General features: G+C 57.9%; 14 protein-coding genes. 8 read left to right on the forward strand and 6 right to left on the reverse strand.

Annotation, left to right across the window (positions count from 1 at the left end):
- Window positions 1–9 precede the first annotated feature (9 nt).
- Window positions 10–1,461 (reverse strand): MFS transporter, encoded by a 1,452-nt coding sequence (locus E8K88_RS00660; RefSeq protein WP_136404706.1) that lies wholly within the window; start codon window positions 1,459–1,461, stop codon window positions 10–12.
- 96 nt (window positions 1,462–1,557) lie between these two features.
- Here E8K88_RS00660 and E8K88_RS00665 point away from each other — a divergent pair, with 96 nt between their 5' ends.
- Complete coding sequence (locus tag E8K88_RS00665; RefSeq protein ID WP_136404707.1) at window positions 1,558–2,406, forward strand: helix-turn-helix transcriptional regulator; 849 nt, start codon at window positions 1,558–1,560, stop codon at window positions 2,404–2,406.
- On the opposite strand, the gene nagZ is transcribed toward E8K88_RS00665, so the two are convergent.
- Both nagZ and acpS read right to left on the reverse strand, forming a co-directional pair.
- On the reverse strand, window positions 2,376–3,521 hold the full coding sequence (gene nagZ / locus E8K88_RS00670; protein ID WP_240754242.1) for a beta-N-acetylhexosaminidase: 1,146 nt from the start codon (window positions 3,519–3,521) through the stop codon (window positions 2,376–2,378). The two genes, E8K88_RS00665 and nagZ, sit on opposite strands and share 31 nt — an antisense overlap.
- Before the next feature lie 61 nt (window positions 3,522–3,582).
- Window positions 3,583–4,014 carry a holo-ACP synthase gene (acpS, locus tag E8K88_RS00675; protein WP_136404708.1) on the reverse strand — a complete coding sequence of 144 codons (432 nt, stop codon included), beginning with the start codon at window positions 4,012–4,014 and terminating at the stop codon, window positions 3,583–3,585.
- A 150-nt stretch (window positions 4,015–4,164) separates the two neighbouring features.
- Between acpS and hemA the strand changes: the two genes are divergently transcribed.
- The 5 genes from hemA to E8K88_RS00700 all read left to right on the forward strand — a co-directional run bounded on the left by hemA (window position 4,165) and on the right by E8K88_RS00700 (window position 11,474).
- Entirely contained in the window at window positions 4,165–5,472 is a 1,308-nt protein-coding gene (hemA, locus tag E8K88_RS00680; RefSeq protein WP_136404709.1) for a glutamyl-tRNA reductase, read from the forward strand.
- A 164-nt stretch (window positions 5,473–5,636) separates the two neighbouring features.
- A complete protein-coding gene (gene prfA / locus E8K88_RS00685; protein WP_136404710.1) occupies window positions 5,637–6,731 on the forward strand; it encodes a peptide chain release factor 1 in 1,095 nt (364 codons plus the stop codon).
- A gap of 58 nt (window positions 6,732–6,789) precedes the next feature.
- A complete protein-coding gene (gene prmC, locus E8K88_RS00690; protein ID WP_136404711.1) occupies window positions 6,790–7,644 on the forward strand; it encodes a peptide chain release factor N(5)-glutamine methyltransferase in 855 nt (284 codons plus the stop codon).
- Window positions 7,645–8,031: 387 nt separating this feature from the next.
- Complete coding sequence (locus E8K88_RS00695) at window positions 8,032–10,956, forward strand: putative bifunctional diguanylate cyclase/phosphodiesterase (protein ID WP_168797205.1); 2,925 nt, start codon at window positions 8,032–8,034, stop codon at window positions 10,954–10,956.
- Window positions 10,957–11,132: 176 nt separating this feature from the next.
- Window positions 11,133–11,474 (forward strand): DMT family protein, encoded by a 342-nt coding sequence (locus E8K88_RS00700; RefSeq protein WP_136404713.1) that lies wholly within the window; start codon window positions 11,133–11,135, stop codon window positions 11,472–11,474.
- 286 nt (window positions 11,475–11,760) lie between these two features.
- Here E8K88_RS00700 and ppsR read toward each other — a convergent pair whose 3' ends face one another.
- Complete coding sequence (gene ppsR, locus E8K88_RS00705; protein WP_136404714.1) at window positions 11,761–12,585, reverse strand: posphoenolpyruvate synthetase regulatory kinase/phosphorylase PpsR; 825 nt, start codon at window positions 12,583–12,585, stop codon at window positions 11,761–11,763.
- 172 nt (window positions 12,586–12,757) lie between these two features.
- Between ppsR and E8K88_RS00710 the strand changes: the two genes are divergently transcribed.
- Together E8K88_RS00710 and E8K88_RS00715 are read left to right on the forward strand one after the other, a co-directional pair.
- Window positions 12,758–13,105, forward strand: coding sequence for a VF530 family protein (locus E8K88_RS00710; protein WP_136404715.1), 348 nt, complete (start codon window positions 12,758–12,760; stop codon window positions 13,103–13,105).
- A gap of 10 nt (window positions 13,106–13,115) precedes the next feature.
- Window positions 13,116–13,373 carry a SlyX family protein gene (locus tag E8K88_RS00715; protein ID WP_136404716.1) on the forward strand — a complete coding sequence of 86 codons (258 nt, stop codon included), beginning with the start codon at window positions 13,116–13,118 and terminating at the stop codon, window positions 13,371–13,373.
- 7 nt (window positions 13,374–13,380) lie between these two features.
- Here E8K88_RS00715 and E8K88_RS00720 read toward each other — a convergent pair whose 3' ends face one another.
- Both E8K88_RS00720 and E8K88_RS00725 read right to left on the reverse strand, forming a co-directional pair.
- The gene (locus tag E8K88_RS00720; protein ID WP_168797206.1) at window positions 13,381–14,358 is read right to left on the reverse strand and encodes an alpha/beta fold hydrolase; all 978 of its coding nucleotides are present in this window, start codon (window positions 14,356–14,358) and stop codon (window positions 13,381–13,383) included.
- A 166-nt stretch (window positions 14,359–14,524) separates the two neighbouring features.
- Window positions 14,525–15,580 (reverse strand): peptidoglycan-binding protein, encoded by a 1,056-nt coding sequence (locus tag E8K88_RS00725; protein ID WP_136404718.1) that lies wholly within the window; start codon window positions 15,578–15,580, stop codon window positions 14,525–14,527.
- Between the last annotated feature and the right edge of the window lie 256 nt (window positions 15,581–15,836).

Raw genomic sequence — 15,836 nt, forward strand, 5'->3', positions numbered from 1 at the left:
CGTGCGGGCTCAGCGTGCTGTGCGCTGCACTCTGGCCAACACCAGCAGCAGCACGACAATCAGAACGGCCGCCACCAGGTTGTAGCGCATGCCTGCCACAAACGCCGATGCGTATTGCTCGGCCTGCGTTGCCGCGCCTGTATGGCCTAGTGCTGCACCAAACAACATGCCGACTGCAGCCACGCCCAATGCGGCACCGATTTGCTGCAAGGTAGAAATCACCCCTGAAGCCATGCCGGCTTGTGCCTTGTCCACAAAGCCGAGCACCAGATTCAGCAGCGGCGTCATGATCAAGCCCTGCGCCGCACCCACCACCACCAACACCGGAATCAACCGCAGTGCCTGCAAGGCTGCGCCAGCCAACTGCACCTGGACAACCAAGACCGCAATGGCTGCTGCATACACGATCGCCCCCACCACAATTGCCTGCATGCCCCAGCGCGCCACCCCTTTGGGCGCAAACAACGACGCCAGTACAAAGCCCAGACTGGCGGGCGCAAAAACACGGCCTGCCAGCCATGGATCGAGCCCCAGGCCGCTTTGCATCAGCAGCGCAAAGCACAGGAAAAAAGAGCTGGAGGTGGAGTAAATCAACAGCACCAACCAGGCGCCCACCGCAAAATGCGGCTGCGCCAACAAGCGCATATCCACCAGCGGCCAGCCGCCGCGAATGCGCAAACGCTCTTGCTGCAGATAAAACAGTGCCAACAGGCCAAAGGCTGCCACCAAGGCCCCGACACTCCAAGCAGGCCAATCCTGTGCAGGCCCCTCTAGCAAAGGCACCAAGAGCAATGCCAAGCCTAGACTCACCAGCAACACCCCCAGCAAGTCAAGGCCCGGGCGCTGCGGTGCATGCGACTCGGGAATGCACCTGGCCGTGACTATCGCCAGCAAGCCAATAGGCGCATTGATAAAGAAGACCGTGCGCCATCCCCAGTCCAGCCAATTCACATACACCAGCCAGCCGCCCAGCACCTGGCCTGCAATTGCCGCCAGCCCCAAAGTCATGCCCAGCAACCCAAACGCACGGCGCGCCTGGGGGCCATCGAAATGGACGCGAATCGACGCATAGACCTGCGGCAACAACAAGGCTGCGGTCAGTCCTTGCAAGATGCGAGAGGCAATCAGGAATTCCGCACTCGGGGCCAGCCCACACAAGACCGAGGCGACAGTGAAGGCCGCCATGCCCCATACAAAGACGCGCCTGCGTCCAAACACATCGCCCAAACGGCCACCCGTAATCAGCATCGCGCCGAACGCCAATTCATAAGCAGCCACGACAAAGCCGATCTGCGCCAAGCTTGCCGATAGATCGGACTGCATGCTGGGGATGGCCACATTGACTACAAACAGATCGAATATCGTGATGAAACCGCCCAGCAGCAACACGGACAAACCCAGCCATGGCGGGGTGTGAGCGCCGCCTTGGGGCAGCGAAGAAGAATGGCAATACGCGCTCATACAATGGCCTCAGAAACAAAATTGGCCATTTTTATTCAGCAATTAAACAATTACAATTTAACCATTTATGCTATTACTAACAGCAATAAGCTTGGCATGCGCACCTTAGAAAGAACACGTCCTGATTTAGCGGCTTTTTTGCTCGCACACCGCCAGCGGCTCACGCCTGAAGAAGTGGGCTTGCCCAGCAGTGGCAGGCGACGTACCCCAGGTTTGCGGCGCGAAGAGGTCGCGGCGCTGGCGGGCGTGGGCCTGACTTGGTACACCTGGTTAGAGCAAGGCCGCGATATTGGTGTTTCTGCACACTTTCTCGACCAACTCGCCCAGGTGCTCAAGCTGGATTCGGCCCAGCGCCGCCATCTGTATCTGTTGGCACATGCGCGCCCGCCCCTAGAGCCGGGCAAAACCTTTTGTGTACTGCCCCCGCTGGTGCGCCGCCTGATGCACGACCTGCCCCATGCGGCCTTTGTGCTCAATCTCCGCTGGGATGTACTGGGTTTTAACACTATGGCCGATGCACTGTTTGACTTTGGCGCGCACCCGCCAGAGCGCCGCAATCTGTTGTGGCTGCTGTTCACCAGCCCAGTATTACGCGCACGCCTGTGCGACTGGGACGAACAGGCAACACGAATGCTGGCCAGTTTCCGCCGTGACTATGCACGCGCATCGCAAGAAGGGGATATACGTGCACTGGTCGCAGATTTACAGAAAGTCTCGCCCGAATTCAAAGCATCGTGGCGCACGCAACAAGTGCAATCACACTGCATGGGCCAGCGGGTATTGCTGGTCGATGGTGTGACTACGCCCTATGAGCACACCTCGCTGACGATCGATGAAGACCGCCACCTGCGGTTGGTGGTGTATGCCAAAGCGGAGGATTCAGCCGACCCATCCCCCAGCGCTCAACAACTCAATCAGGGCAATTGCTCCAGGGCCTGCAAATAGGCCGGATGTTGCATCAGCTCATCCCAGGCCAAAGGTGCGGCTTGCGGCAGCAAGGCCAGGCGGCGCTGTTCGCTTTGCGGATTGCATCGCCAATCGCCCTGCGCGAGCGCCTGCTCCATGCCATCGATCCAGGCATCCAGCTTGGCACCACCGCCCAGGCTTTGGTTGCACAGCAGCAGCAGATCACAGCCGGCATTCAGTGCAGCTACGCCAGCTTCGACCGCGCTCAGGTTGTGACCGCCCATCCTGCGGGCGCCTTCCATGCTCAGGTCATCACTGAAAATCGCGCCATCAAAACCCAGTCGCTCACGCAATACGTCCTGCAGCCAGCGGGCAGAGAACCCTGCCGGGCGTGGATCGACTTTGCGGTAGACGACATGCGCGGCCATCACCGCCGTCAAACTCGAGCGCAACCATTGGTAAGGGGCAGCATCCTCACTCAAAATCGCGGTCAAACTGCGCTCATCCACCGGAATCGCAACATGCGAGTCGGCCACCACATGGCCATGGCCAGGAAAATGTTTGGCGCAATGCGCCATGCCCGCCTGCAGCAAGCCCTGCATCACGGCTTTTGCCAACATACTGACTACGCGGGCATCGCGGTGCAGCGCACGGTCACCAATCACGGTACTGCCCCCCCAGTCGAGGTCAACCACCGGTGCAAAGCTCATATCCACACCGCATGCGCGCAGCTCACTGGCGAGCACATAGCCAACAGCGGTGGCCGCATTCACGGCCGCCATCGCTCCGCTCCCCGGCAGCTTGCGGTGCAAGCCGCTGGTGTCGTCCTTGTCCCACATCCGCCCTAACGCCCGCATTGGGGCCAGCGGTGTAAAACCATCGGTGCGAAAGCGCTGCACCCGCCCGCCCTCCTGGTCCACGGCAATCAGCAAATCGCTGCGCACGGCCTTGATATCGGCACACAGCTGTACCAGTTGCTGGCGGTCTGCCCAATTGCGCGCAAACAGCGTCAGGCCCCCCACCAGTGGGTGGGCCAAGCGCTCGCGGTCAATGCTGTCTAGTTGCGTGCCTTCAATATCGATCATCAAAGGCGCATGCATGCGCTGCTCTTCAAAGGCCTGAGGCTTGGACTGTTTATGCGCTTTTTTATTCATAGGGCAGGGTCGGCTAAAGAAGTGGTTGAGGCAATAGGGCTAGGGTGGCGCGGGGGCTGGCTCATGTCTGCGCAAGCGGTCGGATCTGTGCAGTGGGGTCCATGCCGACCTCGGCAATGCAAAAAGCCACTGCATATTCCTTCTCGTCTGACAGCGTGACATGAAAGCGCAGCCCACGCTGCTCACACCAAGGCGTTAAAGGCCCGTGCGTGATGATGCGCGGCTGGCCACCAGGGTGGTGGCCAACTTCACAATGCCGCCAGGTCATCGGCATGTGCATGCCCAAACCAATGGCTTTGCTAAATGCTTCTTTGACCGCAAAGCGTGTGGCTACAAAGCTCACGCCACGCGCCGGCCAGCGTGCTGAACGTTTCTGCCAGGTCAGCAGCTCATTGTCTGTGAGGACTTTATGGGCAAAACGCGCACCGTGGCGCTCCAAGGATTGCGCGATGCGGCGAATGTCACAAATATCCGTACCAATACCATAAATCATGGTTCGTATTATGATGGAGGCTTGTGCGCAATCTGGTCATTGCTTGCTAGGCAAATGCTACAGCAGCGCTGCAAAGCCCCACGATGATTCATTCTTGAGAGCATTACTCAAGATATATATACAAATAGTGACAAAACTATAATAGCAGACATGGCAGTCTGGACACTCGGCATCAACCACCAAACAGCTCCGCTGGATTTGCGGGGCCGTTTTGCGTACGCGGTTGACCAAATCGCCCCTGCTTTGCACGGCTTGAAGCAGTCGTTGTCTGCAGCCACTGCCGGGCCTATCGAAACGGCCATTTTGTCGACGTGCAACCGAACAGAAATCTACTGTGCCGCCGAGACGCCGCTACAGGCCGCGTCATTGGAATGGCTGGCCAAAAACGGCGGCATGTCAGCCAGCATGTTGTCCCAATATGCCTACACCCTGGATGAAGACAAGGCCGCACGCCATGCTTTTCGTGTCGCCAGCGGTCTGGATTCGATGGTGCTGGGCGAAGCGCAAATCCTGGGCCAAATGAAAACAGCAGTGCGCACAGCTGAAGAGGCTGGCGCATTGGGCAGCACTTTGCACCAACTGTTTCAGCGCAGCTTCGCCGTTGCCAAGGAAGTGCGCTCAAGCACGGCGATCGGCGAACACAGCATCAGCATGGCCGCTGCAGCCGTGCGCCTGGCCAGCCAACTGTTTGAAGATTTCACCAAACTGAAAGTGCTGTTTGTCGGCGCCGGTGAAATGATTGAATTGGTCAGCACGCATTTTGCCGCGCAGCACCCCAAAAGCATGGTCGTAGCGAACCGAACGCTGGACCGTGGCGAGAAGCTCGCAGGGAAATTGGGCGCGCAAACGCTGCGCATAGGCGATCTGCCTGACATGCTGCATGAATTTGATATTGTGGTTTCCTGCACCGCCAGCAGCGTTCCCATTATCGGTTTGGGCGCAGTCGAACGGGCCTTGAAAAAGCGCCGCAATAAGCCGATGTTCATGGTTGACTTGGCCGTGCCACGCGATATTGAACCGGAAGTCAAGGCACAAGAGAACGTGTATTTGTACACCGTTGACGACTTGGCCCATGTGGTGCAAAGCGGCAAAGCCCACCGCGCTGCTGCGGTCGCGCAGGCCGAAGCCATTATTGACACTGGCGTGCAGCAATTTGTACGCTGGCTGGAGATACGCAATAGCAGCCAAGCCACCGTACCACTGATTCAGCAACTGAACCAGCAAGCCCAGACCTGGAATGCGATGGAAGTGGCTCGTGCGCGCAAAATGCTCGCACGTGGCGAAGACCCGGAGCTGGTATTGCAAGCCTTGGCCAATAATCTGTCGAAAAAAATGCTGCACGGAGCCGTTACCGAATTGCGCAATGGCGACGCCAGCGAGCGCCAGCACACCGCGCAAATGGTCTCGCGCATGTTCTTGCGCAACCAAAGCACTGCAGCTGCCGCTAAAACGCATTAGCGACGCTCTTGGCTCGCGCGCCACTTGCGCCCGCTCACACGCCTTCTGCATGGTAAGGCAAGCCCCTCCCCTCCTATGCAGCAGACCATCTCCTTTTGAGTGCTTGGGCAGTCCACACAGGCATCCCTCTGGCCTAGTGCCCAAGCCCCATTCAGATCCAATGTATGCAAACCTTTATGAAGCACCAGCTCGAGCGGTATGCCGAGCGCCTCAAGGAGCTGGATTTTCTGCTCTCTCGCGAAGACATCATGGCCGATATGAAGCAGTATCGGGTGATTGCCAGCGAACACGCCGAAGTCACACAAATTGCCGGGCGTTATGCACTCCATCAGACCTTGGCGGGCGATTTGCACACCGCGCAAGAGATGCTGCAAGACCCGGACTGCGATGACGAAACCCGGCAAATGGCGCAAGAAGAGATCGCCAGTGCCGAGCAGCAAATGCGCAGCCTTGAAGCGGAACTGCAATGCCTGATGCTGCCACGCGACCCTGACGACGCGCGCAACGCGTTCATGGAAATCCGCGCTGGCACCGGTGGCGATGAGTCGGCCCTGTTTGCCGGTGATTTGTTGCGCATGTACACCCGCTATGCCGACTGCGTGGGTTGGCGCGTCGAAATCATCAGTGCCAATGAAAGTGAGCTAGGCGGCTACAAGGAAGTCGTGCTGCGCATCGAAGGCAAGGACGTCTATGGCCGCTTGCGTTTTGAGTCGGGTGGCCACCGCGTGCAACGCGTGCCTGCAACCGAAACGCAAGGGCGCATTCACACCAGCGCCTGTACCGTGGCTGTGCTGCCTGAGCCCGATGAAAACACCGCGGCCGTGGTGCTTAATCCGGCCGAGCTGCGCATTGACACCTACCGCGCCAGCGGCGCAGGTGGCCAGCACATCAACAAGACCGATTCGGCCGTGCGCGTGACCCACTTGCCCACCGGAATCGTTGCAGAATGCCAGGACGACCGCAGCCAGCACCGCAACAAGGCCAAGGCACTGCAGGTTCTGGCCGCGCGCCTGCAAGAGAAAGAGCGCAACGAACAAGCCGCCAAAGATGCCGCCATGCGCAAAGGCCTGATTGGCAGCGGCGACCGCTCAGACCGCATCCGCACTTACAACTTCCCCCAGGGGCGGCTGACTGACCACCGCATCAACCTGACGCTGTACAAGCTGCTCAGCATCATGGAAGGCGATTTGCAAGAAGTGCTGGACGCACTGCAAAGCGCCCGTGAGGCCGAACAAATCGCCCAATTGCAGCCAGAGTAAAGCAAGCAGCGGCAATCCACCCCAAGTCAACCCAGCGCACCACCTAGCGCCTCTTGCCATGCCCACTGCCCTCCCTGTCACAGTCACAGTCGCGCGCGCGCTACAGATCGGACAACAAGCGGGTCTGCCGCGCCTGGATGTGCAGCTGTTGCTGCTGCACAGCATTGGCCGCCCACTGGACCAGCGCGCCTGGCTGATCAGCCATGACGATGCACTGCTAACGCAACAACAGCTCAAGCAGTTTGAAGCGTTACTGGCCCAACGCCAAGATGGCGTACCAATCGCGTACCTGACCGGCCAAAAAGAATTCTTCGGTTTGACGCTGCAGATTACCCCCGCCACACTCGATCCACGCCCAGACACCGAAACATTGGTGGAGTGGGCCTTGGACGTGCTGCAGAGCGCCCAACAGCCCCGCGTCTTGGATTTGGGCACGGGCAGTGGCGCGATTGCACTGGCCATTCAAAGCCAGCGCCCCGACGCGCAGGTTTGGGCCGTCGATCAAAGTCAGGATGCATTGCAGGTTGCCAAAGCCAACGGCGCGCAATTGGCGCTGCCCGTGCAGTGGCTGCACGGCAGTTGGTTTGAGCCTGTCGTGGCGGCCCAATTGGCCCCGTTTGACCTGATCGTCTCCAACCCCCCTTATATCAGGCCTGATGACCACCATCTGCCCCAGTTGCGCCACGAGCCGCTGCAGGCCTTGGTCAGCAGCCAGCAGGGCTTGCACGACATTGGCGTGATCGCCCAGGCAGCACCAGCGCACCTCAAGCCTGGCGGCATGCTGCTGCTTGAGCACGGCTGGGACCAGGCGCAGGATGTGGCCACTATTTTGCAGCGCGCAGGGTTTAAACACATCGCGCATCGACACGATCTGGCCGGCCATATCCGCTGCAGTGGCGGTCGTGTATCCTGAGCTGCGCTGCTCAGCAATGTGGCCCGCTTTGAGCCGCAGCCCCGCTATGCACCAAGAGCCTGTTCAAAATCTCCACGCCATCGCGCACACCATACAAAGAAGGCATGCAAGCCGCTTTGGTGTGCCTCATCCTTCGGGTTGGACTCCAACCGCGTAAGTCTATAATTAAATAGGTCCGGCCCAATGGCGCATTGGCCGCACCTCAATGCCTGCGCAAAAACCCTGTCTCTCCTGCAGGCAAGATTTCAACGCATACTTTGCGCTATTGCATTGACCATCAGGCCAGACTTGCACCCTTCTAACACCCCCCACTCCCAAGCCTGCCAAGCGAATGCAGGCATGCCTGCAGCACGTGCCATGCCTGTCCATACAAGGCGGAGTTTCTGGGTGTTTGCAGGCCTTATCGTCGGCTGCATGGGTATCGGCTTGCTACTGCTACTGGAGAGCACCCATGCGCGCAACAACGAGCTTGAGAAAAGCCGCTTAGAGGCGCAGTCGATGGAGTTTGCCTACGCGCTCCAGTCCAGTGCACAAGCCTATGGGCGCTTTCTCACCAACGTGCAATTCAGCCTCACCAGTGCACCACTGCATGAAGGCAGTTCCTTGGTGGACGCCTGGAATATCACCATCGCCAATCCGGAGCTTGCCAGCACCCGCATTGTGCGCATGATTCCAGTCGAATCAGATACCCTGCTGGGCAAAAGAATTGAAAATGCGCTCAAAGAGCACCGTGGCGGCATTGAAGTGCGCGCATTTGCACAAAACAATGGCTTGACCTTGGTGGCCATACCGGCAGCACGCAACAGCGCCACTGGCAGTCCCGATATTGCCAGCGTGATAGGGGTAGATTTGGTTTTCACTGACTGGCTGCGTGAAGTGCAGCGTCTGGCCACCTCCTACGCCCTCGATGTGCATGCCTTTGTCTCGCCAATGCCCGTTCCTATTGCAGAAATGCAGCCCTCCATGCGCTGGAACAAGGACAGCTTGCACATTGCCATGCAAATCATGGGCCAGCGCGTGGAGCTGGCCTTCACTTCCAGCGCGCAACTGTCATCAAGCACGACCATCTCCCAAGCTGCGCCTTGGGGCCTGGTCATTTCTGGCCTGGTGCTGCTGATCGCATGGCTGATTCTTCTGCGCATGCGCGAGACTGAATTGGTCGATTCGGGCCAGCGCTACAAGGAGCAAGCCCATACAGGCTGGTTGCGTTATTTCGCCTTTCTCAACCACCCGCTGATTCCTGCAGCTGAGCTCGACCGCGAGAATGGCTATTTTCACAAGCCCTCGCCGCGCTTGAGCCAATTGCTGGGCTACAAAGCCGACGAACTGCAGCGGCTCACCATCGCCTCAATCACCCATCCTGACGATCTGGTCAAGCTCCAGCATCCTGACATCCTGCCCTCAGAAGATGCCCACTATCTGTACGAAAAAGTCTCTGATTTGCGCCTGCAGCACAACTTGGGCTACCCAGTTTGGGTGGATTTGCTGCGCATCCGCTATACACCCAGTAGCCTGGAAAACATCAAGCATACGCTGACAGACCGCGACATCATGGTGTTGCACGACAACAGCCAATCCAAATTGCTGCAAAACCAGCTTCAGCGGCGGATCGAGAAAAACGAAACAATCTTTGAGCAATTGCCCGTAGGGCTGTGCATTGCCGACACAGAGCAGCACATCCATTTCATCAATGAGCGCTTCAAGTCTTATTCTCTTTGGCAAGGCTCCAATCCACTCACGCTCGATGACTGGTGGCAGGCCTTGAACCAGGCCGGCTCCCCCAAGACCATCCATGAACGCTGGCAACAGCAAGTGAGCGCCTCCATCACCCGCAGCGGCATGCTGGAGACCATAGAGATCCATTTGCACAGCAGGCAGCAGGAGCAGCACCGGGTGTTGGAGCTCTCGGGCATCGTGCTCGATGACCAGATTGTGCTGACACTGGTCGATGTGAGCAGCCATAAAAAAGCCGAAGACGATATCCGCTTGCTGGCTTTTTACGACCTCACGACCAAGCTGCCCAATCGCAAACTGCTGCTAGACAGGCTGCAGCAAGCCTGCATCAGCAGCCTGCACCACCCGCACTATGGTGCTTTGCTGCTATTGAAGCTGGAGCAGCTGCGCGGACTGCGCGATGGCAAAAACAACGCACAGGCGGATGCCATCCTCAAAGAAACGGTGCAGCGCATACGCCCTCTCTTGCCTGCGGACCACACAATAGCACGCATCGATACCGACACATTTGCGATATTGCTGAACGCGCTCGCACTGGCAGAAGATACGGCCGTGCACATGTGTGAGCAAATTGGCAACAGCGTGGTCGCGGCCATCCAGCAGCCATACACACTGGCAGAGCGCAGCTTGCACCTGAGCACATGCATCGGCGCCACTTTATTCAAAGGCACGCGCCACAGCGCAGAAGACTTGCTGGGCCGCGCCCAAATCGCGCGCAGGCAAGCGGCTCAAAATGGCCAAAGCACGGTGCATTTCTTTGACCCCCAAACCCAGGAAAATGCCAGCGCCCGCGCCTTGCTGGAGCGCAACATCAAAGCGGGTTTGGCGATGAGTGAGTTTGTACTGTATTACCAGCCCCAGGTGGAGAAAAGCAACTTCATCGGCGCCGAAGTGCTGTTGCGCTGGCGGCACGGTGAGGTGTTTGTCTCACCCGACAAGTTCATCAGCACCGCAGAGCAAAGCAATCTGATCTTGCCGCTGGGCAATTGGGTGCTGCACCAAGCCTGTAAACAACTGGCGCAATGGGCCGAGCGCAGCGAAACCGCCCACCTGACGCTGTCAGTGAACATCAGCCCCAAACAATTCAAGCACGCCCAGTTTGTCGACACCGTGGTACAGGCCATTGCCAACACTGGCGCACCCGCGCGCCAATTGATCATCGAGCTGACCGAGAGCATGCTGTTTGAGGACATTGACAGCGCCATTGCACGCATCAGCGCTCTGCGCGCGCATGGAGTGGGCTTCTCGCTGGATGATTTTGGCATGGGCTACTCCTCACTCAGCGACCTGCAGCGCTTGCCACTGACCGAGCTCAAAATCGACCGCAGCTTCATCCGCGACATTCAGCACAATGCCCATGATGCGCGCATGGTACGCAGCATCATCAGCCTAGGCCACAGCATGGGCTTGCAGGTGATCGCTGAGGGGGTTGAAACCCAGGCACAAATCGACTACCTGATTGACAGTGGCTGCATGCGCTGGCAGGGCTACTTCATCGGCAAGCCGCAGCCGATTGCGCACCTGGAGCAGCTCATGCAGGAACACATCACGTTCTCTTTCAGAGGCAGCCAACCATAAGCATCACCCGCTGCAGGATTGGCCTGCTGCACAGCTGGCTGCATGCGATCGGGGCGATGTGTATTGATTGGCATGCGATCCAGCGCGAGCGGGCCAGCACAAAGGCCCACATCGTGCATCATGCGGGTCTACGAAAGCCTGTGGCTCAGGCTCGCTCTCTCATGCAAAGGTCGCATATGGCTAAGTGGTTACCCATTCTTTTACTGGTTCTCTCCAACGTTTTCATGACCGTTGCCTGGTATGGGCATTTGAAATTCCCGCAAGCGCCGCTGGTCAAAGTGGTGCTGATCAGCTGGGCGATTGCCTTGCTGGAGTATTGCCTGGCTGTGCCCGCCAACCGCCTCGGCCACAGCTTCTATTCGGCAGCGGAATTAAAAACCATCCAGGAAGTCATCACCTTGGTGGTGTTTGCCGTGTTTTCTGTGTTGGTGCTGAAAGAAAGCCTGACGCTGAACCACCTCGTAGGCTTTGGCTGCATTGGCCTGGGGGCATTTTTTATTTTCAAAGGGCCGTTCTGATCGGGCCCGCGCTGCCTATTGCCATAGCCGTGCCTGGCTTAATGCCAGGCAATACCTTCACGACCATGCCCATTCCAGTGGGCTGGGCTACCACTATGCACATCGATTGCGCCTATCGCTAGCTAGCGTGCATCCAGTGAATCGATCAGGCTGCGACGGTGCAAGCTCACGTCCAGACGCCTGCAAGGGCCGCTTGCTACGACCACTGCACTCCAACAGACATCCCGGCTCAGTAGCATCGCTGCAAAAGCCATCGTGCAGGGCAGGGAAATACAATAAGACCGCCTTAGCGTCCCGACATGCGCTCTGGCATCAGCTCTTGCAGAATTGTGGTCGAGATTTCTTCAATCGACTTGGTGGTGGTCGAGAGCCACTGGACGCCGGAGCGGCGCATCATGGTCTCGGCTTCACCCACTTCCATGCGGCAGTTGTGTATGCTGGCGTAGCGCGAACCAGGGCGGCGCTCGTTGCGGATTTCACTCAAACGCTCGGGATCAATCGTCAGCCCGAACAGTTTTTTCTTCAAGGGCAGCAGCGCAGGCGGCAGTTGCTGGCGCTCAAAATCCTCCGGAATCAGCGGGTAGTTGGCCACTTTCATGCTGTATTGCATGGCCAAATACAAGCTGGTGGGCGTTTTGCCACTGCGGCTGACGCCAATCAGGATCACATCCGCGCTGGACAGGTCGCTATTGGATTGCCCATCATCATGCGCCAAGGTGTAATTGATCGCCTCCATCCGGTCCGAGTATTCCTTGCTCTTGCTGATGTCGGTAAAGCGGCCTACGCGGTGGTGCGATTTGGCGCCCAGCTCCAGCTCCAGCGGACGTACAAAGCTGCCAAACATGTCCATCACCAAGCCCTTGCAGCTCGTTGCCACCACTTCTTGGATCTCAGGGTTGACCAGCGTCGTGAACACAACCGGTTTGTTGTTCTCAAGCTCTGCGGTGTGGTTGATTTGGCGTATCGCTTGATGCGCTTTGTCAACGGTGTCGACAAACGGCAGGCGCACTTTGCGCACATTCAAATCAAACTGGGCAAGAATAGCGTTGCCAAAGGCCTCTGCGGTAATGCCTGTGCCATCGGAGACGAAAAAAGCGGTGCGATTAGACATAGAAGAAAAGCGTGATGGGCCTGTGCCAAGGGCCATGTGTAAAACCAGGATCTGACAAGCATACTAAAAAATGCCGCCGCCCTGGTGCTCAGAGCCTGTTGCATGGCAAAAACGATCGCTGTGCCAGCAAGCAGCACACCCTACAAGCAGCAAAATCCCCGACAATGCGCGCATGACACTGCAAGAACAACCGCGCAACCCGCTCCACGGCCTGACCCTGGAGCGCATTCTGACGGACCTGGTCCACCACTATGGCTTCAAGGAGCTGTACAAGCGCATTCCCGTGCGCTGCTTCTACCTCGATCCGACGATCAGCTCAAGCCTGAAATTCTTGCGTAAAACCCCGTGGGCGCGCCAGCAACTCGAAGAGATCTACGTCAAAACCTTAGAGGCGCAGCGGCGCGCAGACCAGCGCATGCAGAACCGCACAGCGCCAAGCGCAGTCAGGCAAACAGCCACCAGCGCGGAAAAAGTCCCATTGACGGGCACACTCACACTATCCAAATCTCGCAAAATCTAAAGCTGCAGCCATGACCTCTACACCAACACCTGCACCATCCGCTAGCGATGCCGATTTTCAAACTGAGACCGACAAACGCCTGACCGAGCTGGAGATCAAGCAAAGTTACAGCGATGACTTGCTCGAACAACTCAACTTACTGGTCTTCAAACAGCAATCACACATCGACCAATTGAGCGCACAATTGCAACGCCTGCAGCAGTCACAAGCGCGTGGCAGCCAAGATGCCAGCCTTGACCCGCGGGCCGAGCTGCCGCCGCATTACTGAGCTATTGTCAGAGCCAGGCTTGCTGTTGAAGCCATGCCAACAGCAAGGCATTGACCTCATCAGGTCGCTCTTGCTGCGTCCAATGGCCACAATCCAGAATCAATTCGCGCTGCATCAAGGGGACATGGCGCTCCATGCCCTCAGTCGTTGCTGGTGGCAAAAATGCATCGTACTCAGCGCACACCATCAGCGCTGGCAGCTGAACCTTGTCAACAACGCCTGCCGTGTCATGCCAATTGCGGCTTAAATTGCGGTACCAGTTGAGCCCGCCTGTGAAGCCGGTTTTTTGGTATGCATCGACAAACACCTGCAATTGCGGCTCGCTCAAAAAAGACTCACCCTGGATGCGCTGGTCCTGCCCGAGCAAGGTCGCGGGCAAGCTCTGCAGCTCTTGAGGTGCTTGTTCGAAATTGCGCAGCAATGCGTTGGGGCGTGTCATCAAGCCGGCAAAAGTGGCCCGTACATCAGCGCCCAGCAACGCCTCGCCCTGCCCTGGGGTTTGAAAATACACCATGTAATTGCTCTCGCCACGGTAGCTGCGCAGCGTCTCAATCAGGTCTTTGTCGGTGCGGCGCGTATACGGTGTATTGAGCGAGGCCACCCCCACAAAGCGGCTCGCGTGGTCACGAGCCAAGGTCCAAGCCAAAGCACCGCCAAAATCATGGCCCACCACCACACACCGGTCGATACCCAAACTATCTAGCATGCCCACCACATCCAAGGCCAGGTTTTGCATGCGGTAATCGCCAAGCTCCCCTTGCTGGCCCGTCGCGCCAAAGCCGCGCAAATCCGGCACGATCACCTGGCAGCCTGCCGCCACCAACGCGGGGATCTGCAAACGCCACGAATACGCCAATTCAGGAAAACCGTGCAGCAGCACAACCGGCAGGCCGCGGCCTGCTACATGGGTGGACAACACGATACCGTTGCTGGCAATCGCTTGCGCTGCAGGCATCTCGGGATAGGGCATGGATTGAAAGTGCATGCCCCAGCTTAGCCGGCGATAGCCCTGCGTGTCTGTCACCGATGCGCCTGCACTACTGCAAATGCACTGCAGCATAGGCAGCGGCGAGGGCTGAGGGTGCCTCAAGCCATAAAAAAGGCTGGCGCCTATGAGGGCGCCAGCCTGATATCACTCAAACCAGAGAAACTCAGTTTTGCAGCGCGTTGGAGGTGGCCTGGTCCAGACGCCCCGTGGCTGGCAAGCCATTGTCTTCCTGGAACTGGCGCAACGCATTGGCTGTGCGCGCGCCCATTTTGCCGTCTGCAGTGCCAGCGTCATAGCCCATGTCGTTCAGCAGGTTCTGCGCAGAGCGCAGATTCATGCGAGGCGCGCCTGCCGAAGTTTGCGACGGAGCTGCTGCACCATCTACACCCAGACGGCCACCACCGCCCAAGCCTTGGCCTTTGACCGTCTGCGCACGGTATTGGCGCAGTGAGACCACCATTTGGTTGTACGCATCCATGAAGGCTGCAGAGATCACCTTGCCTTGCGGAGTTTTGGTGTAGCTGCCCAGGCCACCACCTGCAACGCCACCAAACAGCGCGCCAAAGCCACCGATGTCGGTCTTCGAAGCACTGCCTTCAGAAACCGCGATCTGCACACCAGAGCGGTTATCGACCAAGGTCAGCATCGCTGATGCTTCGCGGGTCTGGGTGCTGGCGCCCACTGCTGCCAGCGCGCGACCACCACCACCACCCAGCAAGCCGCCAACCGCACCAAGCATGCCGCCGGTATTGTCGTCGCTGAAAATAATCTCTGGCGTCAACGCGTAATCAGAAGCGACCATCTGGCCACCTCCAAAATTGCTGCCTTGGCGCATTTGGCCGCCCTGGGCGATTTGACGCTCGCGGTTCATCGCGTTCATGCCCGCATTGCTGCGCTCGACCACCACAAAGCAGTTCGATTGTTGCACCAGCAAACGCAGCAGATTGGCCGTTGGTGGCAAGCGGTACTCATTGCGCAAGATGGTGTACCAACCGGCCGTTTCGTTTTCCACCAAGGAAATAGTGCCCAGCGGCGATTCGCAACGCTCCAGCCCGTCATGGACGTTGCTGTATGCAGAGCCCGCGGCACTGCCAGTGGCGACAGTTTTGGCACTGGCATCGCCCATGCGAATGCCGGTTGTTTCGCAACCTGCCAAAAACAATGTAGCCACTGCTGCGGCAATCCATAAACCACGCGCTTGGTTCTTAGGCTTCTGCATTTTTATACCCATCCTGAAATAAAAGTGGTGCGCCATACTCTTTCATGGCGAAAGTGTGTTTTGAAGTGTTTTGAATAGTGTTTGTAGTTTCAAAACGTCTCAACTCTCAAAAGTAAAAAATCGCAAACTGCGGCATTTTACGGAGGCGTATTTTGGCACGCTCTGTATTGCGCCTCAACACATCTGACAACAAAAAGCACGCATTTCATTGCATTGCGTGCATTTTTTACATCAAAGAGAGCCAATATCCATCAGT

Origin of the sequence: Lampropedia aestuarii, assembly GCF_004803635.1 — a bacterium.
In the GTDB taxonomy this organism is placed as follows: domain Bacteria; phylum Pseudomonadota; class Gammaproteobacteria; order Burkholderiales; family Burkholderiaceae_C; genus Lampropedia; species Lampropedia aestuarii.